The 20,656-nt window shown below is 44.0% G+C and carries 26 protein-coding genes and 3 tRNA genes; 15 read left to right on the plus strand and 14 right to left on the minus strand.

What is annotated here, in order from left to right; all coding sequences use genetic code 11:
- Positions 1 to 96 precede the first annotated feature (96 nt).
- The 3 genes from NI469_RS06895 (at position 97) to NI469_RS06905 (ending at position 1,138) form a co-directional block, all read left to right on the plus strand.
- Positions 97 to 447, plus strand: a complete 351-nt coding sequence (locus tag NI469_RS06895; RefSeq protein WP_253174707.1) for a hypothetical protein — start codon at positions 97 to 99, stop codon at positions 445 to 447.
- Entirely contained in the window at positions 437 to 595 is a 159-nt protein-coding gene (locus tag NI469_RS06900) for a hypothetical protein (protein WP_253100029.1), read from the plus strand. Before NI469_RS06895 ends, NI469_RS06900 begins: the two co-directional genes overlap by 11 nt.
- A gap of 162 nt (positions 596 to 757) precedes the next feature.
- Positions 758 to 1,138, plus strand: a complete 381-nt coding sequence (locus tag NI469_RS06905) for a hypothetical protein (RefSeq protein WP_253174708.1) — start codon at positions 758 to 760, stop codon at positions 1,136 to 1,138.
- A 102-nt stretch (positions 1,139 to 1,240) separates the two neighbouring features.
- Here the strand turns inward: NI469_RS06905 and tehB are convergent, their stop codons facing one another.
- From tehB to NI469_RS06940, 7 genes are all read right to left on the minus strand, one after another.
- Positions 1,241 to 2,104 carry an SAM-dependent methyltransferase TehB gene (gene tehB, locus NI469_RS06910; RefSeq protein ID WP_253174709.1) on the minus strand — a complete coding sequence of 288 codons (864 nt, stop codon included), beginning with the start codon at positions 2,102 to 2,104 and terminating at the stop codon, positions 1,241 to 1,243.
- Positions 2,105 to 2,320: 216 nt separating this feature from the next.
- Positions 2,321 to 2,593 (minus strand): hypothetical protein, encoded by a 273-nt coding sequence (locus tag NI469_RS06915; protein ID WP_004278649.1) that lies wholly within the window; start codon positions 2,591 to 2,593, stop codon positions 2,321 to 2,323.
- Positions 2,594 to 2,702: 109 nt separating this feature from the next.
- Positions 2,703 to 3,452: a hypothetical protein gene (locus NI469_RS06920; RefSeq protein ID WP_253174710.1), complete on the minus strand. Its 750-nt coding sequence runs from the start codon at positions 3,450 to 3,452 to the stop codon at positions 2,703 to 2,705.
- Between the two features lie 226 nt (positions 3,453 to 3,678).
- Positions 3,679 to 4,176, minus strand: coding sequence for a hypothetical protein (locus NI469_RS06925; RefSeq protein WP_253146706.1), 498 nt, complete (start codon positions 4,174 to 4,176; stop codon positions 3,679 to 3,681).
- Between the two features lie 224 nt (positions 4,177 to 4,400).
- Positions 4,401 to 4,476: transfer RNA gene (locus NI469_RS06930), tRNA-Phe, on the minus strand.
- Between the two features lie 137 nt (positions 4,477 to 4,613).
- Positions 4,614 to 4,689, minus strand: a tRNA-Phe gene (locus NI469_RS06935).
- Between the two features lie 203 nt (positions 4,690 to 4,892).
- Positions 4,893 to 5,270, minus strand: a complete 378-nt coding sequence (locus NI469_RS06940) for a GNAT family N-acetyltransferase (protein ID WP_004278652.1) — start codon at positions 5,268 to 5,270, stop codon at positions 4,893 to 4,895.
- A gap of 96 nt (positions 5,271 to 5,366) precedes the next feature.
- Between NI469_RS06940 and hisB the strand changes: the two genes are divergently transcribed.
- The 7 genes from hisB (at position 5,367) to NI469_RS06975 (ending at position 10,083) form a co-directional block, all read left to right on the plus strand.
- The gene (hisB, locus tag NI469_RS06945; protein WP_004729244.1) at positions 5,367 to 5,960 is read left to right on the plus strand and encodes an imidazoleglycerol-phosphate dehydratase HisB; all 594 of its coding nucleotides are present in this window, start codon (positions 5,367 to 5,369) and stop codon (positions 5,958 to 5,960) included.
- A complete protein-coding gene (gene hisH / locus NI469_RS06950; protein WP_086044210.1) occupies positions 5,960 to 6,577 on the plus strand; it encodes an imidazole glycerol phosphate synthase subunit HisH in 618 nt (205 codons plus the stop codon). Before hisB ends, hisH begins: the two co-directional genes overlap by 1 nt.
- 161 nt (positions 6,578 to 6,738) lie before the next feature.
- Complete coding sequence (locus NI469_RS06955; protein WP_005173134.1) at positions 6,739 to 7,272, plus strand: DUF805 domain-containing protein; 534 nt, start codon at positions 6,739 to 6,741, stop codon at positions 7,270 to 7,272.
- 103 nt (positions 7,273 to 7,375) lie between these two features.
- Positions 7,376 to 8,035 (plus strand): 3'-5' exonuclease, encoded by a 660-nt coding sequence (locus NI469_RS06960; RefSeq protein WP_253174711.1) that lies wholly within the window; start codon positions 7,376 to 7,378, stop codon positions 8,033 to 8,035.
- An 8-nt stretch (positions 8,036 to 8,043) separates the two neighbouring features.
- Entirely contained in the window at positions 8,044 to 8,208 is a 165-nt protein-coding gene (locus tag NI469_RS06965) for a hypothetical protein (RefSeq protein WP_253174712.1), read from the plus strand.
- Between the two features lie 145 nt (positions 8,209 to 8,353).
- Positions 8,354 to 9,088, plus strand: a complete 735-nt coding sequence (hisA, locus tag NI469_RS06970; RefSeq protein WP_180180839.1) for a 1-(5-phosphoribosyl)-5-[(5-phosphoribosylamino)methylideneamino]imidazole-4-carboxamide isomerase — start codon at positions 8,354 to 8,356, stop codon at positions 9,086 to 9,088.
- 65 nt (positions 9,089 to 9,153) lie between these two features.
- Complete coding sequence (locus tag NI469_RS06975; RefSeq protein WP_253174713.1) at positions 9,154 to 10,083, plus strand: DMT family transporter; 930 nt, start codon at positions 9,154 to 9,156, stop codon at positions 10,081 to 10,083.
- A 59-nt stretch (positions 10,084 to 10,142) separates the two neighbouring features.
- On the opposite strand, the gene NI469_RS06980 is transcribed toward NI469_RS06975, so the two are convergent.
- From NI469_RS06980 to NI469_RS06990, 3 genes are read right to left on the minus strand one after another with little or no spacing between them, the layout of a single operon-like run.
- The gene (locus NI469_RS06980; protein WP_044111390.1) at positions 10,143 to 10,538 is read right to left on the minus strand and encodes a DUF4870 family protein; all 396 of its coding nucleotides are present in this window, start codon (positions 10,536 to 10,538) and stop codon (positions 10,143 to 10,145) included.
- Between the two features lie 20 nt (positions 10,539 to 10,558).
- A complete protein-coding gene (locus NI469_RS06985) occupies positions 10,559 to 11,185 on the minus strand; it encodes a DUF1294 domain-containing protein (RefSeq protein ID WP_180180837.1) in 627 nt (208 codons plus the stop codon).
- A 27-nt stretch (positions 11,186 to 11,212) separates the two neighbouring features.
- Complete coding sequence (locus NI469_RS06990; RefSeq protein WP_253174714.1) at positions 11,213 to 12,160, minus strand: homoserine kinase; 948 nt, start codon at positions 12,158 to 12,160, stop codon at positions 11,213 to 11,215.
- Between the two features lie 113 nt (positions 12,161 to 12,273).
- On the opposite strand from NI469_RS06990, the gene hisF reads away from it, so the two are divergent.
- The gene (hisF, locus tag NI469_RS06995) at positions 12,274 to 13,032 is read left to right on the plus strand and encodes an imidazole glycerol phosphate synthase subunit HisF (RefSeq protein ID WP_004647284.1); all 759 of its coding nucleotides are present in this window, start codon (positions 12,274 to 12,276) and stop codon (positions 13,030 to 13,032) included.
- Between the two features lie 286 nt (positions 13,033 to 13,318).
- On the opposite strand, the gene NI469_RS07000 is transcribed toward hisF, so the two are convergent.
- Complete coding sequence (locus NI469_RS07000; RefSeq protein ID WP_243474898.1) at positions 13,319 to 13,975, minus strand: sterol desaturase family protein; 657 nt, start codon at positions 13,973 to 13,975, stop codon at positions 13,319 to 13,321.
- Between the two features lie 108 nt (positions 13,976 to 14,083).
- Here NI469_RS07000 and NI469_RS07005 point away from each other — a divergent pair, with 108 nt between their 5' ends.
- The gene (locus NI469_RS07005) at positions 14,084 to 15,094 is read left to right on the plus strand and encodes an AraC family transcriptional regulator (RefSeq protein ID WP_005250402.1); all 1,011 of its coding nucleotides are present in this window, start codon (positions 14,084 to 14,086) and stop codon (positions 15,092 to 15,094) included.
- A gap of 277 nt (positions 15,095 to 15,371) precedes the next feature.
- On the opposite strand, the gene NI469_RS07010 is transcribed toward NI469_RS07005, so the two are convergent.
- Together NI469_RS07010 and NI469_RS07015 are read right to left on the minus strand one after the other, a co-directional pair.
- Positions 15,372 to 15,617: a hypothetical protein gene (locus NI469_RS07010; protein ID WP_005105385.1), complete on the minus strand. Its 246-nt coding sequence runs from the start codon at positions 15,615 to 15,617 to the stop codon at positions 15,372 to 15,374.
- Positions 15,618 to 15,695: 78 nt separating this feature from the next.
- Entirely contained in the window at positions 15,696 to 16,778 is a 1,083-nt protein-coding gene (locus NI469_RS07015) for a DNA/RNA non-specific endonuclease (protein ID WP_253174715.1), read from the minus strand.
- Positions 16,779 to 17,042: 264 nt separating this feature from the next.
- Between NI469_RS07015 and NI469_RS07020 the strand changes: the two genes are divergently transcribed.
- Positions 17,043 to 17,693, plus strand: coding sequence for a hypothetical protein (locus tag NI469_RS07020; RefSeq protein WP_253174716.1), 651 nt, complete (start codon positions 17,043 to 17,045; stop codon positions 17,691 to 17,693).
- Positions 17,694 to 17,774: 81 nt separating this feature from the next.
- On the opposite strand, the gene NI469_RS07025 is transcribed toward NI469_RS07020, so the two are convergent.
- On the minus strand, positions 17,775 to 19,655 hold the full coding sequence (locus NI469_RS07025) for a potassium transporter Kup (protein ID WP_253174717.1): 1,881 nt from the start codon (positions 19,653 to 19,655) through the stop codon (positions 17,775 to 17,777).
- 121 nt (positions 19,656 to 19,776) lie between these two features.
- Between NI469_RS07025 and NI469_RS07030 the strand changes: the two genes are divergently transcribed.
- Both NI469_RS07030 and NI469_RS07035 read left to right on the plus strand, forming a co-directional pair.
- A tRNA-Ser gene (locus NI469_RS07030) sits at positions 19,777 to 19,867 on the plus strand.
- 460 nt (positions 19,868 to 20,327) lie between these two features.
- On the plus strand, positions 20,328 to 20,555 hold the full coding sequence (locus tag NI469_RS07035; RefSeq protein ID WP_004647282.1) for a hypothetical protein: 228 nt from the start codon (positions 20,328 to 20,330) through the stop codon (positions 20,553 to 20,555).
- Positions 20,556 to 20,656: the final 101 nt, after the last annotated feature.

Here is a 20,656-nt window from a genome sequence, read left to right on the forward strand (position 1 = left end):
CATCCAAGGATTATCTCTTGAATTAAATAATTTTGCTGATTAATTTAAGATCAAATAAATTGTACGTTTTTTGATTTATGACGGAAGTCTAATGTTTTGAACTCAAAAACAAGTTGTATTAAACGTAGTATTGAATCAAGAACATTAATAATTGTAGAAAATGCAACAGCAGAACTTAATAAGAATTCTAGTTCTAGATGTTATATAAATGGGATGACTCCACTCAATGAAAGCGGCTCACAAATATGCTTCCCTATTTTACACCCTATTACGAATGAGGTAATTTATGTATTAACTGTTTCATGCAATAAGCAAAATTCATTTAAAAATGAAGATTTTGAATTCTATCAATGGCTTTTAGGTGTTTTCACTCAAAGACTATTATTAGAAATATCCCTAGAAATTTTGAAAAATAATTTTCAACGAGAAAACAGTCATGCAGCATAAAAATGAATTAGAAAATAAATCTCAAAAATCAACAAAGCCTGAAGAAACAGCTATGCAACAATTAGAGATTCAAAATTTAAAGAAAAGAATAGAGGAACTTAATAAAATTTTAGAACAGTTCTCTAAAAATAATGCTAAATCTAAATAACTAATATAGCTATAATCTTTGAAAATAAAAATTAATTTAGCTTTGTTATCCCTTTGTAATTTCAGTTGAAAAATCAACCAATAAAATCCTATTTATGAAGCACTTAATTTTTATAAATGTATGATCAAGCCTCTTTTTTCCTATTTCCTTAAAAGAGTTTATATGAACATGCTTAAAACAATGATCGCAACTGCAATCGTAGCGACTTCTGCATCTGCAATGGCAACTGAAGTTCAAGTTGCGCCAGCAACTGTTGTAACCAAAACAACCCAAACTGTTGCCAAAGAAGCTGCTGCACCTGTACAAGCGAAAGTTGAAGCGACTCAAGCGACTGTTACTGCAACTCAACAAGCGGCTGAAACTAAAGCTGAAGCAGTAAAAACAGAAGCGACGACTCAAGTAGAAACGGCTCAAGCTACAGCAGAACAACACGTTGAAGCTGCGAAAACTGAGGCAGTAGAAACCAAAGACGCGGCTGCTGAAAAAGCAGAAGTAAAAGCTGAGAAAAAAGGCTGGTTCTCTTGGTTTAAAAAAGCGGCTTAAGCTTTTTAAAAGCATAAAAAAAGATGTCAGCCTGACATCTTTTTTTGTTTTGGAGTGTCTTATTTAAGCTCAAGAATTTAAAAAAAATCCTCAATCTTTTATTTAAACCTTCTGCGCCAGCATCGTGGCAAAATGCTGTTTAATCCGCTGGCCCTGCTCATCGACACGGTATAGCTCACCGATATCTTCATTGTATTTCACAATATTCCAGCCCTCATAATACCCTCGCAACTCCCCCGGCTGAAAAGCAAATGGAAAATCGGCTTGTGCCGGAATATCTGGCGTATCCATGGCACAGACAATCAGGTTATAGCCACCCGGCACAGTCGCCTGCTGCATCTGTGCAATCAGCGGTGGAATGGTTTTCGCCTCAAGGAACATCATCACCACGGTACAGTAGATAAAGTCATATTGGCCTGCAATACTGGTATCCGTGTTAAGGTCGCGGCGCTGCACCTGCACATGATCAATCTGTTCCGTCTGTACAATCTGTCTTAAAGTCTGCAAACTGTTTTCGTTGACATCCCAAGCATCGACATTAAAGCCGTTCTGGCTTAAATAAAGCGCATTACGCCCTGTACCGCAGCCGACGTCCAGCGCACGACCACCTTTTAAATAGGGCATGGCGGCCAGCACTTCAGAATGGGGAGGATTCAACTGATATTTCTTGATGAAGTAATCCTCAGGCCGGCAGTAAAAACGCAGCTGGCATTCGACATCTTCACTGGCAGAGACAATTTTGTGCCAGGCCTCAGGCTCAATAAATGGCGGTTGCTGCTCTGGTGTAAACACATGCTCGGATTGCACTGCACCAGATTCTTCCAGCATGGCAAAATGCAGCTCACCTTTTAATACTGTCAATTTCGCCCAGGTACCCGCTTTGGTATTGTGCTGATTCTTGAAGTCCTGAGGAATGCTCTGCTGGGTCCAGACTGGAAGTTCCTTATAACATCTCAACTGTTGCATAATTTTTTGCCCTCCATATCATCCATGCTCCGCCTGTCATTCTTTTGGCAGCGGTAATTAATTCAGCATAGCCTGTTCAAATCGAAATTGGAATCAGCGCCTGTTCGCGCTGTGCCGATGCAACAGCAAGATCAATACCAGTTTTTTATCAAAATAAAAAAGCTGCCTCTCTTGAGACAGCTCGGTTATCTATCAACGAGGAATATGACGATTCGATTAATGCAGCAGTTCCGACTTTAGCCAGTTGATATATTTATCCTGATCCATAAAATCCGGTGCGCTCCCCAGATCCAGACTGAAATACTGCTGATTGAACTGAATCACAATCTGTTCGGTATAGTGCCAGTCCTCGATCAGCGTGAAATATTGATCCAAGAACAACCGGTTCTTGTCCCCGTTATTCATCCTTTGTAATTTTGGACATGTTTTATTTGCGACAAACTCACCGTACACCTGCTGAATATCAGCAAAAACCTGAATTGTTTGCATGACTCACCTGCTTAAATGTTATGTCGTGATCTGTGCGACCCTTTCAATTTAGCAAGCGAGTTTGAACAGCAGATGACAGTCCTATGGCAATCCTGTCATCTCAGTCAGGCTACAACTTGTTTTCAACCGCTTTCTGGTTAGCGCTCGCCACTCGTTCCGTCTGTTTATTCAGGTGCAGCATTTCTTTATACAGCGCATTAAACTCTTGCACGGCTTTATCGTCATAGAACATAAAGGTGTTATTTTTCTTTTGCCATTTATGCTTTTTCAGTACTGCAAATAAGGCATCAGCCTTGGCCAGCGTCTGTTTTTCAATTTCAAAAATGACATGTGCATTACTATTTTGCTGACTGTCTTTCAGGGTCAGGCTCAGTTGCTGGCGATAACGGTTTTTAATATCCAGTTGTTGTGCCTTGTCGATCAGCTCGGCATCGCGCTGCTGGATTTTCTGCTGATAGCTGTTCACAATCTGATGGACTTGCTTGAGCATGGCTTCAGTTTCTTTATAGCCTTGTGCCTGATCCTTGGTCAAGCGGTCGATATTCAGAAAATTCTGCCAGTTGGCGGCTTTTAAGTCGCGTAGATACTGATTGCGTTCCTCGGCACTATCGCGCAATTGCCCCAGCATAAACTCAGCCATGATGGCATAGTCACCATCCAGACGGTCATCTTCAAGTTCAATCTGAATCGGTTTAGACCAGTCCTGTGCCTGCTGCGCAATGCTCTCGGTTTTTTCTTCGAGCACGGTTTCATATTCGAGCAGCTCGGCCTGATGTTTTTGCTGAACCGAATTCTGATAAAACAGCCCAATAAAAATTGCCAGTGTCACAGCGGCTACAATCATAAAAACACGCGGCATGTATACGCTCCAGCTCTGTCAGTCAGATCTTGTTGATTTACATCCACTATGCTTATTTTTTAAACACAATTCAAGGCATTTGATTTTTCCAATAATATGTCTAGCTTAGACAGAAATTGCTCCTCTCACAAAGCCATCCTTTCCCAGAACACTATTTTGTCGATCTCGTTGCATGACAGCTTGAATAAGCTTGTTAAACAAAATTATCTAGACCGACAGGCGCACATTATGGGGAATTAAATGGCAGGCTCAGATTCAGCCGGTTCGGATCGAATTGTTCCCGAACAATATTCACATTGGTGGCATCGCGGTTAATTCCAAAAGGTTGCAGCAGTACATATACCCCATTTCTTGGGTCTGAAGACTGCAAGCCCTGTGCGATGGCCAATACATATTCACGGAACACCACAGGCAGGCTATCCAGATCAGGGTCGGCAGGTGCACGCATCACATCAATATTCGCGACCACATCACCATCCACGCTATAGGCCTGAATTTCACGTTCAATTTTCATCAGGCGCATTTGCAGGGCCTTACGCTGGCTGTTCTGTTCCTGATAAGGCAACATTTTTTCAGTCACGGCGCGCAGTTCCGGTTCCGCCATGACGGTCAGAGTCGGCAAGACGACAGAATCAGCAGCAGGCGCAGCATGGCTTAATATCGGTAGGCTAAAAGCAGTACAGGCCGTAAGAAGGCCGAGTTTAATTGGTGTTAGGAGATTCATCATTTTCACCCTCGTTTGGAAAAGGGAAAGCATCAAAGCTAAATCTTACAAATAATGCCCGTGTCTATTGTTAAGTTTGATAAACGGTCAATCAGGAAGAAAAAAGCAGGAAACGTCGAAAAAGAAGAAGTTGAAACAACTGAAAAATAGAAAAGAATAATGTTGATCTGGCTTTGGTGCAGGCAAAAAAAATCCCCAAACCAAGTTTGAGGATTTTTTGAATATGGTGGCGAGACCCAGGATCGAACTGGGGACACACGGATTTTCAATCCGTTGCTCTACCTACTGAGCTATCACGCCGATGCGGTGTATTAAGCCGTATCTGGCCTCATTAGTCAATCAAAATTATGAAAAAAATATTTGAGTGGCTGATTTTTGGCCTAAAAAAAATCCCTGATGGGATCAGGGATTGAAAACTTTGAAATCGTTTTAAAATATGGTGGCGAGACCCAGGATCGAACTGGGGACACACGGATTTTCAATCCGTTGCTCTACCTACTGAGCTATCACGCCGATGTCGCGTATTAAACAGTTTCAGCTGTAAATCGTCAAGAGCAGACAGAATAATTTTTATCAAATGTTTACTTTTCCATCAACTCATGTCTATTTGAGTCATAAATCGAACAATGTTTACCAAAGACCTCAGCAATAAAACAGATTTAAGCGCTTATTTACATAAAAAAGCAGCCTAACGGCTGCTTGATATTGCTCTATTTTCAGATTTTTTCCAGATTGGCCAGACAACGATGAATGGCCCCACAGCCCGGCACAAAGTTTTTCACGCCTTTTTCTTCTTCCATGCGGCAAACTTCGCTCACCAGCCTTTCTGCAACGCCACGACCACGGTTGGCCGGATGTACGACGATATTTTCCAGAATCCGGCTTTCACCCTGTCCGGTGCACCAGATTGCCCCAATAATTTTGCTATTAAATTCTGCGCTATAAACTGAGGTATACTGTGCAAGGTTTTGCTCTAGTTGTTCCATGGCATCTGCCCCGTCACTAAATTCAGGGCTCGTGTCATACAGTCGCTCAAGCTGGCTGCGCACTTCGTCATTTTCTAAAGAAGTATAAGCATGTACGGTGATAGGCATTGATAAACCCTCCTGAGCAATCTAATATGCGGTGACTTCGTCACGGCGAAAATATTTTCTACATCAATCATTTTGACGTATTTGAGGAACGTGTCTATGACAGATCGTATCAGTGAAGTGGTAAGAAATACCAACGAAACCAAAATTCGAGTTCGTTTGAATCTCGATGGTACTGGTCAAGGCACCTTAAACACGGGTATTCCCTTTTTAGATCATATGATTGATCAAATCAAGCGTCATGGCCTGTTTGATATTGATATTCATTGTGATGGCGACCTGGAAATTGACGACCATCATACTGTGGAAGACTGCGGTATTACGCTGGGTCAGGCATTTGCACAGGCATTAGGCGATAAAAAAGGCCTGAAACGCTATGGTCATTTCTATGCGCCACTCGATGAGTCTTTAAGCCGTGTCGTGGTGGATCTGTCTGGTCGTCCGGGTCTGTTTATGGATATTCCATTTACCCGTGCCATGATCGGCCGTTTTGATGTGGATTTATTCTCTGAGTTTTTCCAGGGCTTTGTAAACCATTCCTTGATGACGGTGCATATCGACAACCTGAAAGGCAAAAACAGCCATCACCAGATCGAAAGCGTATTTAAAGCATTTGCGCGTGCGCTGCGTATGGCCTGTGAAGTGGATCCACGTGCTGCCAATACAGTAGCTTCAACCAAAGGTACACTGTAATGACCCGTATTGCCCTTCTTGATTATGGCATGGGAAATTTGCACTCTGCGGCAAAAGCATTAGAACATGTCGGTGCCACAGTTGATGTGACCAATGATCCAAAACTGATTGCGCAAGCAGACAAGATTGTCTTTCCGGGCGTAGGCGCGATGCGTGACTGCATGCAAGGTATGCACGAAGCCGGGATTGATGAAGTGGTACGCAATGCCGTATTTAACAAGCCGGTACTGGCCATTTGTGTGGGTATGCAAGCCTTGATGCAACATTCTGAAGAGAATGGTGGTACCGATGCACTGGGTATTTTCGAAGGTGCGGTCAAGCACTTTCCGGAAATGGCGGGCTTAAAAGTGCCACATATGGGCTGGAACCAGGTGCATCAGGCTGATCCAGAGCATCCGATGTGGAACAATATCGAACAGGATGCGCGTTTCTACTTTGTACATAGCTATTATGTAGAGCCACAAGATTCAGACCTGGTGGCAGCTACTTGTACCTATGGCATTGAATTCTGCACCGCGATTCATAAAGAAAACTTGTTCGCGACCCAGTTCCATCCGGAAAAGAGTCATACCGCCGGTTTGCAGTTATTGAAAAACTTTGTGGACTGGAAAATCTGATTTTCCTTTCGCCTAAAAAGCTCGCAGATTGCGGGCTTTTTTTATTCATTTAGATTAGTTCACTGCTAGTGATTCTGACTATTTTTTAGTCATTAAAATTGTTATGATGTTGAAGTAACTCATTATATTTAAAAATAATTAAACTCAGGGGAAATACAATAATGAATCCACACTATCCAAGCAATGAATCAGCTTTAAGCCCAAATGGTCGTTTTGGCCGCTTGTCTTATCTCGGCTGGAACATGCTAATGACCTTTTCGCTCCTGATCATCATTGGGATCATTGCAGCTTTTTCACCTGGCCTATTTATGGATAGCTCTGCCTTGGCAGGCTCATCCATGGTTGCAACTGTTCTCATCGGACTCGCTTACTTGGTCATGCTTTATTTTAGTTTTGTTTTTACTATTCGCCGTCTACATGACCGCAATCATACTGGATGGTTATCGCTGCTGATCTTGGTTCCGCTACTCAATCTGATTTTTATCCTTTATCTGATTTTTGCCAAAGGTGATGACAGAAGCAATCAATACGGCCCGCGACGTACCACCAAAGCTTGGGAAAAGGTGTTGGGATTGATTTATGTACTTATTTTTCCAATCGGTATTTTAGCCGCGATTGCAATCCCAGCTTATCAAGACTATGTGACGCGTGCTCAACAGGCACAGATGGAACAGAGTAGCTATCACACTGATTAATCCTATTTAAATTTTGTATAAAGCTCATTCTTTATGGGCTTTATTTTTGCCTAGAGCTGGAAAAGTGATTAAGCTGAACGCATTCATTTCATGATTAATGCGTATGGAACAGCGGCTGGAAATTTTACCAAGCAAGGAACAAATTCAGGCCTTTCCTGTATTTAAAAATCTTCCGATGCAACAGATTCAGGTGATTAATCGCCTGGAACAATGTCATGCCCTTGAACAGGAGCTAAAAAGCTGTGCAGTTCTGGGTTTCGATTCTGAATCCAAGCCCACCTTTAAAGTCAGTGAAGTCTCCACTGGGCCACATCTGATTCAGCTGGCGACTTTAGACAAAGCCTATTTATTTCAAATGAACCCAGCCATCTGGACATTTCTCGCGCCGATTTTTGCCAGTCGTGATCAGATCAAGGTCGGTTTTGGCCTGAAAAATGATGCGCACCTGTTCCGTAAAAAAGGAATTGAGCTGAATAGTGTGATTGAACTGTCCAAATGTTTTAAAGCTTTTGGTTTAAACAATCCGGTCGGATTAAAAAATGCCATGGCATTGTTGTTTCAACTGAATTTCCCCAAATCCAAACGGATTAGCACCTCGAACTGGGCCAACAAGAAGCTCAGCCCGGCACAAATTGACTATGCAGCCGCAGATGCCTATGCGCCCATGCTGGTATTTGAAGAATTACTGCGTCGGGATTTATTATCCAGAGAGATTCCCAATACTTCATTAAAATTAAGAATCCGCCCTTCATCGACGGCTTAATCGCTTGCATGGCCTGCTGGTACTGGCAACTTGATGTACGCATGAAAGCTGTAATGAGCGTGGTCGATGAGAGAGCTGTGACTTTAACAGGTCTTACAGCTTCGGTTATCGACCAGCTCAGTACACGACCCGTTGTGGAAAATCTGATCTCCATTCAAGAGATGGATCATTAAAACCATTAAAATAAATTACCTCACTGCTACCTATCTATAGATAGGTTTTCTTTATTCATACCGTTTAAGAGTTAGAAATTTCGACTTTATTTGCTAAGATGAATACACTCAAATTCATTCTAAAGATTAAGCAAGGAGCGAAAGCATGCTGATCATCCCTGCAATTGACCTGAAAGATGGCAAATGTGTCCGTTTAAAGCAAGGTCGTATGGAAGACGATACCGTATTTTCAGACGATCCGGTCGCAACAGCACAGCATTGGGTAAATGAAGGCGCTCGCCGCTTACATTTAGTAGATTTAAACGGTGCTTTCGCAGGTACACCAATCCATAAGCCAGTGGTTGAAGCCATTGTCCGATCTCAGCCTGATTTGCCGATCCAGATTGGTGGTGGTATCCGTTCTCTGGAAACCATCGAGCATTATCTGCAAGCTGGTGTTTCTTTTGTGATTATTGGCACCAAAGCAGTTCAGAATCCTGAATTTGTTGAAGAGGCATGTCAAAAATTTGCTGGTCACATTATTGTTGGGATTGATGCCATGAATGGCATGGTGGCAACAGATGGCTGGGCCAATGTGACTGATGTTAAAGCCACTGACCTGGCGAAACGTTTTGCCGATGCTGGCGTATCAAGCATTGTCTATACGGACATCGCACGTGATGGCATGATGCAGGGTGTGAATATTGAGCAAACCGTGAATCTGGCGCAATACTCAGGTTTACCTGTGATTGCATCTGGTGGTGTGACCAATCTGGATGACGTACGTAATCTGAAAGACCAACCGGGTATTTTGGGCGCAATTACCGGTCGTGCGATTTACGAAGGTACATTAAGCTTGCGTGAAGCACAGTTGTTGCTAGATGAGCAACAAGCGCTATAATTAAGCTTGCTGTAAAAGAGGTCTTCGGACCTCTTTTTTATTTTTTAATTTTCTGATCTCCTGGCATGTCTACACTTATTTCCAAAAATCATTCCGGCTGGATGGTGAAAGCGCCGCAACTCGCCCTGATCCTGATCACCATTATCTGGGGTGGCAGTTTTATTACTGTGCAATACGGGCTAAATTTTAGTAGTCCGATTATGTTTGTCGGCCTGCGTTTTGCTGCGGCAGCGCTTGCCGTCACCCTGATTTCACTGAAGTCGCTAAAAGGCATGAACCTGAAAGAGGTGTTCGCTGGCGCAGTGATTGGGATCATGATCGCCATCGGTTACGGCACCCAAACTGTGGGCTTGCAGACCATTAGCAGCAGTGAGTCGGCTTTTTTAACCGCCTTATATGTTCCACTGGTTCCGATCCTGCTCTGGCTCATGTTCCGTAAAAAACCGCATGTCATGACCTGGATCGGAGCGCTGTTTGCCTTTATCGGTCTGGTGTTTTTGACAGGCAATGGCTTTGCTGCAATTCAGCTCAGTTTCGGGCAAACCCTGACGTTGCTCGGTTCCATCGCGATTGCACTGGAGATTATTTTTATCAGCCATTTCGCCGAGCAGGTGAATGTACGCCGGGTCACGGTGCTGCAACTGATTTTTGCATCCCTGTTCTGCTTTATGATCGCGCCCGTGTTAGGTGAATCTCAGCTACCTGAATTTCACTGGCATCTGGCAGGGATTTTAGTCGGTTTAGGCATTGCCAGTGCCTTGATACAACTAGTGATGAACTGGGTGCAGCGCATGGTCGATCCATCACAGGCAGCAATTATCTATGCCGGCGAACCGGTATGGGCAGCCCTGTTTGGCCGTCTGGCCGGAGAACGGCTACCTGCACTCGCGCTAGTCGGTGGATTGATGGTGGTGCTTGGCGTGATTGCCAGTGAATGGAAACCAAAGTTTTTAAGAAAAGAACCCACAGAAGAATTAAAGCAAGATCTTTCTTAATTCCGCTAAATCCCCCTTAAAAAAGGGGGATTTTTTTCTCTAAGGAAATACGGCTAAAATTATTTGCTATACATCGGTCTATTGTCATTTAAGCGCATGATGCCGCGAATCGCCCGATACACAATCCAGATCCAGGCCAAAACCACCACCACTAAACAGAACGCCGATGCGCCAAATGCGACCCCTGCAAACAGGTTAGGATCTTCGCCGGTAAAGAACAAAAAGAAAAATGGAATAAAGGCGACGATATTCCAGAACAGATACCACCAGAAACTGCGGATCTGCCAGGTAAAATGGCTTTCAAAGATGGAACCGCGCACATCGCGCCGTTTCACATAGTTAATGATTAGCGCCACGAGAGCCAGCAGGCCAGCACTAAAAATGGCCACAATATATAAAATGTACAGTGCAAAAGTCAGTGTACGGTTTGAGTCTTTATCAATGGAATAGTTCACGTCCCCTCCTGGTACTTCCCCTAGATATTTAAACTATTCAACGGGGAAATCAGCCATATAATCAAAATGATGTTAAAGGCTATGGTACAAAAATATATCTGCCGGAAAGGTTGTTTTTGTGTTTTATGCCGTAATTTCTGCTGTGCCAGCCAGGCTGCCGGCCAGCCGCCTAAGAAAGCCACCACATGCAGAGTGTTTTCCGGAATACGGCGATTACCCAGCTGTGCCGCTTCCTTATCTTGCGCATAGAGCCAGTAGCTGAGCGCATTCATCAGGCTGACCAGCAACAACACCAGTCCACTCAGTAAACTACCCAAGGTCAAAGCCACCAGAAAAAGAATATAGAGCACACAGGCAATCTGCATCGGCTGTAATTTCTGTGTCTGCTGTGGCTTGGACGGTTTGAATTTTGCTTGCAGGCTTTTGGCTTGTACTGCTTTCAAGTACATCACTTGTTGCGCACGATAACGGCCGCGTTCATCCAGAATCACCAGATAATCCAGCGCACAGCCCACGATTGGACGTGGGCCAGGCTTGGCAAAGTCCTTGATATGCAGAAATACGCGATCTTTGGCCGGATCACTGGGCTGGATAAAACCATAGCCTTGGTCATCAAACCATTCCACTAAGCGTCCCTGATCGCGCATATTCCCTATCCCTGTTGATTTGATTGTTTAAGCGGTGACGAATTTTAAGCGTTCAATCAGCATATTACGCATTTCGTCCGGATTTTTTTGCAAAATATCTTCGCCAGTACGGCCTAATGCTGCATTACGCTGAGCCACCTGCAGACGCATCATCCAGAACCGTCCTGCTGCCATAGCCAGATACAATTCCAGACAAGCGCGTTCATCACTGGTTAAAGAACGAATCGTTTCATAGGCATTTAAAAAGGCAATCGCTTTTTCTTCGTTTAAGATTACGTCAGGATATTCGGTACAGAAGTCATTTAACGTAATGGCGATATCAAACAACCACTCATCTTTATTCAGCTCATAAAAATCCAGAATGCCATTCAGCTGATCGCCATCAAATAAGGTATTGTCACGGAACAGATCCGAATGAATGAAACCACGTGGACGATCCGGATATACCGCCGTCAACGCCTCATATAAACCTAATAATTTACCGAGCAAGACTTTATCTGCCGGACTTAAACTTGGTTTAATCTCTTGAGAAACGGCCAGCCAATAGGCATGATCACGCACAAAATTACGTTCTAATTTAAAGTCTTTGAGTGCCACATGCATTTTCGCCTGAGCCACTGCAATCGCTTCAACCTGCGCGACGGTAGATGGCATCGGATGTTCACCCATCAGGCGTGGTGCAATCTGTGCCGGTTTATCTTTAATGCTGTGAATGGCCTTGCCTGAATGCGATAAAGGCACCGGAACAGCCAACCCGGCCTGACCCAGATGTTCCAGAACCGGAACCAGTTCACCTGCCGCCTGCTCATCCATATCTTCAAATACCGTCAGCACATATTGCTGGTCTTCGCAGACTAAAAAGTAGTTGGTATTTTGAATACCGCCTTGAATGGGAATCAGATCAATCGCCTTTAAACCATAAGGCGCTGCAAAATCCTGAACTTCCTTTAAAGTCAAAGTGGTATAGACCGACATAGAAAACCTGCGAAAAAACTTACATAATTTTGCTAGAATACCGTTTCCATCTGCCAAGGTGTAGCGCTTGCGTGGGTGAGTTTCATAATCGGCTGTAATAATTGGAAAAATTTATGCTAGCTAAACGTATTATTCCTTGTCTGGACGTGGATAACGGCCGTGTGGTCAAGGGTGTCCAGTTCCTTGATATTCGTGATGCGGGTGACCCGGTCGAAGTGGCACGCCGTTATAATGAACAAGGTGCCGATGAAATTACTTTCCTTGATATTACCGCTACACATCATGGACGCGATACCACTTACCGTACCGTAGAACGCATGGCCGAATCGGTTTTTGTACCCCTGACTGTCGGTGGTGGTGTCCGTAAAGTCGAAGATATCCGTCTATTACTCAATGCCGGTGCAGACAAAGTCAGCATCAACTCGGCTGCGATTTATAATCCTGAGTTTGTGCAGGAAGCATCTCAACGCTTTGGCGCGCAGTGTATCGTGGTTGCAATTGATGCCAAAAAAACCGGTGACCATAAATGGGAAATTTTCACCCACGGTGGCCGTAAAGAAACCGGGATTGATGCGATTGAATGGGCTGTGAAAATGGCTGACTTCGGCGCAGGTGAATTACTGATTACTTCGATGGATGCCGATGGCACCAAAGCCGGTTACGACATTGCCCTGATGCGTGCCATCAATGACCGCGTCACGGTACCGACGATTGCTTCTGGTGGTGTGGGTAATTTACAGCATTTGGCGGACGGCATTATCCATGGTGGTGCTGATGCAGTACTGGCAGCTTCAATTTTCCATTTTGGCCAGCACACCATTCCGGAAGCCAAAGCCTATATGGCAGCCCAAGGTATTGAAATGCGCCTTTAAGCCGTTTTAGATGATGATTTAATTAAAGAGTGTTTTTATAAACACTCTTTTTTTATGCCTTAAATAAAACAACACAGCAAATACGGGACAAAAAAAAGGAGTCTTTCGACTCCTTATAAAACCAAGATAAGACTACAGCACTTGGTATTCAAAATAACTCATTACACCCAGAAACATTATCAGTATGAGGCTTTGCTCACCGACAGGAGCAAATATAAGTGAAATCCACAGGACAATATTGACAATACAATCGTATTTTATTGACAAATCACGACAAAGCCCTATTTTACTCCATAACCTGCGTATTTAACTGCTTCATTACCGTATTTTTTGCAGTATTTTTTGTCATTTTAGAGGAAGCATCGGCCGATTTAACCGGAAAATATTGTTCTGCCCAGCGGTTGAGTTTTTTCGAGATCGGTGCAGGCAAGCTCAAACCTAAAGGATTCTGTTCCTGCAAATCTGCCGAGGAAATCACCCGGGTACCGAGCAGATAGTCAAACCAGGGCTTGGTGACGCACCAGTTGGCATCCTGATTGCTATTCATATGATGATCATAATGCCAGGGCAATTTCTTTTTGGCCCATTCTGGTTCCAGATGAGCCCGGCGATGTAAATAATAATAGTTGCCTGCACTATACAGGGCGGCCAGTGACATGCCTTTGGAGAAGGGATAAAAACTGAGTCCAAAGACGGTCGCAACGACTGCCAGTGAGGCAATTTCATTGCGGGTACGCCAGTTGTCCAATCCTTCTACATAGCCGAAATCGGAAAATTCCGTTTTTCGCACAATCCGGTGATGCTCCCAGTGTGAGCGCATACTCTCGGGTACCGGACTATAACGGCTCTTTCCCGGCCGGTGAACACCATGCAATACATATTTATGCGCAAACCATTCAAATCCATTTGCGACGACAAGTCCTGCCAGAAAACCTTTCCACATAATCTTTTACCTCTTGGTCTATTTTTAATATAGGCTAAATAAAAGACTAGATATTGACCAAAATATTCAATATGATTGACAAAATACGACAAAATAAAAGAATTAAAAATGCTGGTTCTAAAAAACTACGTAGGTTCAGTATACGGTGGTTTAGGACATTTACTTTTGGACTATTATCAGTTGAAACAGCTTGAAGTCCCTGAGAAATTATTGGCCATTCAAAATCTGGAACGCTTTGATTTCGCCCTGTGGCGTGATCTGTTAACAACACTTGATCAACAGCTACAGCGACCGGCTTTAGGCCTAGAAATCGCCCAGCTGGTTGAAGCTAAACACCTCGGTATTATTGGCTATCTGGCACTCTCAAGTGAGACCTTGGGTGAAGCCTTTATGCGCTATCATGATTATCATCGTCTGATTTATGATGGTGGCCCCCTTCAGCTGCAGTGGCAAGGCGATTATCTGTCGATTGGCTGGGTTGAAGTTCCCTTTCATCTGAATACCCAACTGACCGATGAAATCGCGATTGCGCTAATGACGGAATTCGTGAAAGCCAATGTTCAGAACCCGCACGGGGTTCAGTTATATGAAGTGCATTTCCAGCATGCAATGCCTAAAAATATTGCACTCTATGAGCAGTATTTCGGCTGTAAAGTCCGCTTTTCTCAAGCCAGAAATCAGGTATTGATGCATGTCAGTGAACTGTCCAGACCGCTGAAACAGGGCGACCAGACCTTGCAGAAACTGCTGATGCAACAGGCCAAAGCATTGCTAGAAAAATTTCCGCACTCCACCCTCATTGATCAGCAACTGCAACAGGCAATTCTGATTGGCCTGCAAAAAAACCTGTTCCAGATCGAGCATATTGCCGAGCAGATGAATTTTTCCGTGCGTCAGTTACAACGCCATTTGCAGAAACAGGGCAAAACCTATCAGCAATGTATGCAGGAAATCCGCTGCATGATGGCGATGCAATATCTGAAAGATCCGCACTTGAGTTTGCAGGAAACTGCCATGTTACTCGGTTATTCTGAACAGAGTGCGTTTCAGCGTGCCTTTAAGCAATGGACCCAACTAACGCCGCAGCAGTGGCGCCAACAGAATATGTCAGCTGCTTAAACCACCAGCATGTTGGTTTGATATACGGGCTTCAAGCAGCGTTCATGACTTAAATCCCTTCTCCCTATGACCTGATGATAAATATAAAAATAAGGGCTTAAAATATGGATAAATATCTTGCCGAATTACTCGGCACGTTCTGGCTGGTGTTTGGAGATATTGCGGGAGCAAAAAAATTAGGCTTTTCAATAAAAGCCATCTAAAAAGCCATGATTTCTAGATTCTATTTTTCTGCATGTTTTACATGGAACATGCAGATCATCGCGTTTAAAAACGCTTATAAAAATGGATTTTCAATTTCATCCAGGTCATCACGCTGAATTTTTTCTGGCAAGTCCTGCGTGTTTTCCAGTTGTTGTACCACATCATTCAGAAAAGCCTGCAAGGCTTTGGCCACTTTCAGTCCCTGCTGATCCTTGGTGATTTGCAAGTTGCCATACAGGCTGACGCAGTCCAGATCATTTTCCAAAGTCAGATCATGAATGGCATGGGATTCGCTGCCATTTTCAAATGCTTTAAACATATCCTCTTCACCTGTCTTTGTTATTTTCAATGAACGTCTGATGTCGATGCTACCCGAATCCCGGTTTTTTCAGCAAGCTTATTTCAACAGCTGCAAAATATATTGCAACAAGGCATCAATCAGCTGTTTCACAATGGCATCTTGCGTTGCATTGTCTATCGCACCGCCAGTCGCAGAGGAGGCCGAACTGCTTGAACCGGAAGACTTAAACTCGCGTTGTAATGCCTGCAGGTTTTCTTCAGAAACCTCTTCGGCACACTGACTTTCTGCATCCCAATTAGAGTATTCAATTTTCTGGTTGGCTTTTACGGCATTTCCAGTCAGTGGCAGCTTATAGGTATTGCGTTTCTGTTCTTCGGTAAGCTGCGGGAACAGGTTAATTCCAAGCTGTTCTTCCAGATAGCAGACACTGACAATACGCACTTTCAGTGAATTGTCATTCGGTGCATAGTAAGCACCAATAGCACCGGTTTTCGGCATATAAACCGCCTTATAGACCGCGGTTGGCACAATCACGCCATTGCCAATGGTTTTCAGCTTCTTCCCGGCAAAGACCGGCCCGGTTACCACATAAACATCCTGTTTCTGCTTGGTCACAATGGCACGAGTGGCTTCTTCCAGCTCACGCCAGACTTGCTGATTATTCTTGGGCGCTTGCGGCACCATATTGGCCAATGAAAAACTGTCAGACTGCGCAGCCTTGTTAGGCATATCCGCATTCGGCGCCATATGACCGCGGTCATAACCTGAACCGCGATAATCCGCCAATGTGGCACGATGCTTCGCACTGACCCGATCTTCTTCATGAAAATTATCTTCACGGGGAATTTTCTGGCTTAAGCGTGCTGGCGTTAAGGCTTCTGCAACCCAAAGTGGCGTTTTAGATACCCCGGAATAACCGACATTAAAGCCATTAAAACACAGCGAATAACTGTCTTTTTTCAGGCTGTCTTTCATCAAATATGGCGGCACATCCCGATAAAACTGGTTCAGACAGGCAGAATCACTGGAAGAGGATAGTGACACCCACTGACTGATTTTTTCCTGACCAAAAGCGATGGCGAAGCTGCTCGAAGCCACCACGCCCAGAATGACTTTAATACTATTATCATTTAAAAACTGAGAAAAAGAGTTCTTGGATTTACGCTGCTTGTTGGCCATTCTTACACGTACTTTTTAGATCAATACAGATTTTGACCGAGCTTAACAAGCTGTATAAGTGAAGTATATCTTGGCCCTACCATTCGTTTACTAAATAAACAATAAGTATCTAAAACCCCGGCTAGTTGTAACAAACTGTCTAATTTTATTTCTTTTTAAATGAGGTTTCTCGGTGTTTGCGTAGCTTTGTTTAGCCCAGTGGATTGAGTATGTAAAGCTAACGGCCTATCTCAATTCGTAAAATTATTAGCAATGGTGTCAATCATGAATTCCAAACTCTCTAAAGCATTAGGTTTAGGATTATTCACAAGTGTGATCAGCGTAGCGGCATTTGCCGAGCCACCAGTTCAACCAGGTGAAACACTTGAAAGCTTGTCTAAAGCTAAAATTAGTACCAAGGTGAATGGTCAGGAAGCCTCTTTAGAAAGCTTGGTGAACTCTGGTCAGATTCGTCTGGTCGATCCGCGTGCAGCAGCACCGCAACCAGCCATGCCAAACACACAGGCACCAATGCCCAATGATCCAGCAATGACTCAGGCACCAAATTCAGGTACTGTTTCTCCTCAACCACCTGTCACAGAACCAGGTATGAATGAAGCAGAGGTGCCGGCCAATCTGGTTGAACCAGCCACTGAATCAGAAGTAGAAGCCAGCACGTCTATCACGATGCCTCAACAACCAACACCGGAAGAACAACAAGCAGCTGTACCAGCAATGTCTGAAGAGCAACAGCAAGCAGCTATTGCTTCAGAACAACCGATGCCTGAAGCACAGCAACAAGCGGCTGTGACTGAAGCAGATGTGAGCAATGAACAAACTGAAATTGCAGCTCAATCTGATGCAGAGCCAGTACTGATGGAAGAACCTTTGAATGCTGCACCTGAAGTGCCGGCTGCGGTAGAACTCGAACAATAATCTGAAACTCATTTATTTATTGTTTCTCTCATAAAAAAACCAGAGTGTGCCTCTGGTTTTTTTTTATGCTTTTTATTTTATTTACATCTGAATCTGGCTGCCCAGCTCGACCACACGGTTGGGTGGAATTTGATAGAAATCACTGACCGGACTGGTATTGCGCTGCATAGAAATAAACAGCTTTTCCCGCCACGGTACCATGCCCTCACCCACAGTATGCATAATCCGTTCACGTGAAATAAAGAAACTGATCTGCATCAGGTCATATTCAAAATCCCATTGCTCATAGGCCTGTTGTAAAGCTTCCGGAATATTCGGCTGATCCTTAAAACCATAATAGATAAACACCCGGTAAAAATGCTCACTCAGTTTTTCCAGTTCAATCCGCTCCTGCCTGTCAACAAAAGGAATATCCCGGGTAATCACCGTCAACATGATATTGCGTTCATGCAAGACCTTATTGTGCTTAATATTATGCAACATGGCATGCGGAACAATATTTGGTGTACCGGTCAGGAAAATGGCATCGCCTGGCACAAACTTGGTGCCTTCCCCCATCGAAATACTTTTAATAAACAGATCAATCGGCAAGGCATCCTGTTCCAGCCGGTTCAGTACCAACGCACGCCCGTCTTTCCAGGTCATGAGAATCGTAAACAGTACCGCACCAATCAGAATTGGCACCCAGCCACCCGAAGCGATTTTCAAGGACGTTGAGGCCACAAAGACTAAATCCAATGCCAGGAATGGTACAGCAAATAACGCTACTTTCCAGACCGGCCAACGCCAGAAGCCATAGGCCAGAATCGAGATCAAAATGGTGCCGCAGAGCATGGTCATGGTCACCGCAACGCCATAAGCACTGGCCAGATTGGCACTATTTTCAAACAGTAAAATCAGGATCAGCACCGAGATAAACAACATCCAGTTAATGAAAGGCAGATAAATCTGGCCACGCTCCAATGCAGAGGTATGCTTGACTGACAGGCGCGGCAAATAACGCAATTGAATGGCTTGATTGACCATAGAAAATACCCCAGTAATGACCGCCTGTGAGGCAATCACCGCCGCTGCAGTCGCCAGTCCAATCATAGGGAATAAGGCCCAGTCTGGCAGTAGCATATAGAAAGGATTCGCCAGGGCTTCAGGACTACGCAGCAACAAGGCGCCTTGCCCGGCATAATTCAGCAATAAACATGGCAAGACAATAATGAACCAGGCCAGCCGAATCGGTAGGCGGCCAAAATGCCCCATATCGGCATAAATCGCTTCACCACCGGTCATGGTCAGAATCACTGCCCCCATGGTCAGAAAAGCCACATAAGGCTGATCGACCACAAAATGATAGGCCCAGTAGGGATTCACCATCCAGAGTACAAATGGGGTCTGGATAATGCTCCACAAACCAAAACCGCCAATGGACAAAAACCAGAGCATGGTTAAAGGCCCAAAAAACTTGCCCATAGTGGCTGTGCCGTGTCGCTGTACCATAAACAGTCCGGCCAGAATCCCGATGGATAAAGGCACCAGCCACTGATTGAAAATGGGCGTGGCAATACTCAGGCCTTCAATGGCTGAGAGCACGGAGATTGCCGGGGTAATAATCCCGTCACCGAAAAATAGCGATGCGCCGACAAAACCCAAAGCGATCAGGAATATTTTCTTTTGATCAGAGATTCGTGTGGTACGCAGGTTTAATGCCAGTAGTGACATGATCCCGCCTTCGCCGTTGTTATCGGCACGCATGATCACCATGACGTATTTAAAGCTGATGGTAAGCATCATGCACCAGAAAATCAGGGACAGGATGCCGAGTACAGAAGCTTCGCTAATGGCAAGGTGTGCGGTGAGGAAGCATTGGCGCAGTGCATAGAGCGGACTGGTACCAATATCTCCGAAAACCACCCCAAGCGCAGCCAGTGTAATCACCGGGAGAGCTGCCTTTTGTGCAGTGCTTTGCATATATTGTCTTCGTTTTTAACAAGCATTTTTGCGAATCATAGCACCGCATTAAAAGTTTTTCCGCAAATCAATTGTTTCAGCTTGGCACAGCTGGTTTTTTTCGCTATTATCCTCGGCCTATGGTGAGGTGTCCGAGTGGCTGAAGGAGCACGCCTGGAAAGTGTGTAAACGTTTATAGCGTTTCGAGGGTTCGAATCCCTCTCTCACCGCCAGAATTTAAAAACCCGAATCACATGATTCGGGTTTTTTTATATTTAATCTTATCCATTATCTAGCCAGCAAAAAAAATCATCTGCTTAGATCTTAAAATATTGTTATCCATCGTCTTAGGTAAATCATTGAATTGATATCAAGCCTCGTTCATAAAAACCTTTTGCAACACAACACTTACGCTTAATTCTATTTTTTAAAATTTTCATTTTTCATCAGCCAAAAAACTGATGAATTGTGCAGTTTCTGTACGCCATTCATTTCAGGTTTTTATTTATGTATTCAAACAAAAAAACTGGCATAGAAATAGCTTAATTTTATTGTCATCAAAGCTATGTTATGTTGCTTATAAATTAACTAAAAGGAGAATAAAAACCACAGGATAGAAAGAAATAACCAAGTAAACCGAGCCATTCAAATTTGAAGTTAAAAAATAGATACACTGCTATTCGGAGAGTGAACATGAATAACAGCGCAAACTATGCCAAACAGATTAAAAATGCAAAACGTGGCGGTTATACCCCAACCATTGCCAAGGACATCAATAAACATAAAATTCAAAAAGCCTTGAGACTCATCGAACAGTGGAGAAGCCTCGCTCAAGAACTCAAACCTCAAATGCAGTTTGATATGGCCTTTACTTTAGAGGAATGTGCACAAGAATTAGATCGCATCCTGAAAAACAGATAAACCTTATAACCGACTCATATCCAGAACCAATCCTGTGCTTTCACCCTCGCCCATATCTTCACATATGGGCGATTTCTTTGCGCATAGCCCAAAACAGAACT

The sequence above is a fragment of the Acinetobacter lwoffii genome (assembly GCF_024129735.1).
GTDB classification, from domain to species: domain Bacteria; phylum Pseudomonadota; class Gammaproteobacteria; order Pseudomonadales; family Moraxellaceae; genus Acinetobacter; species Acinetobacter lwoffii_H.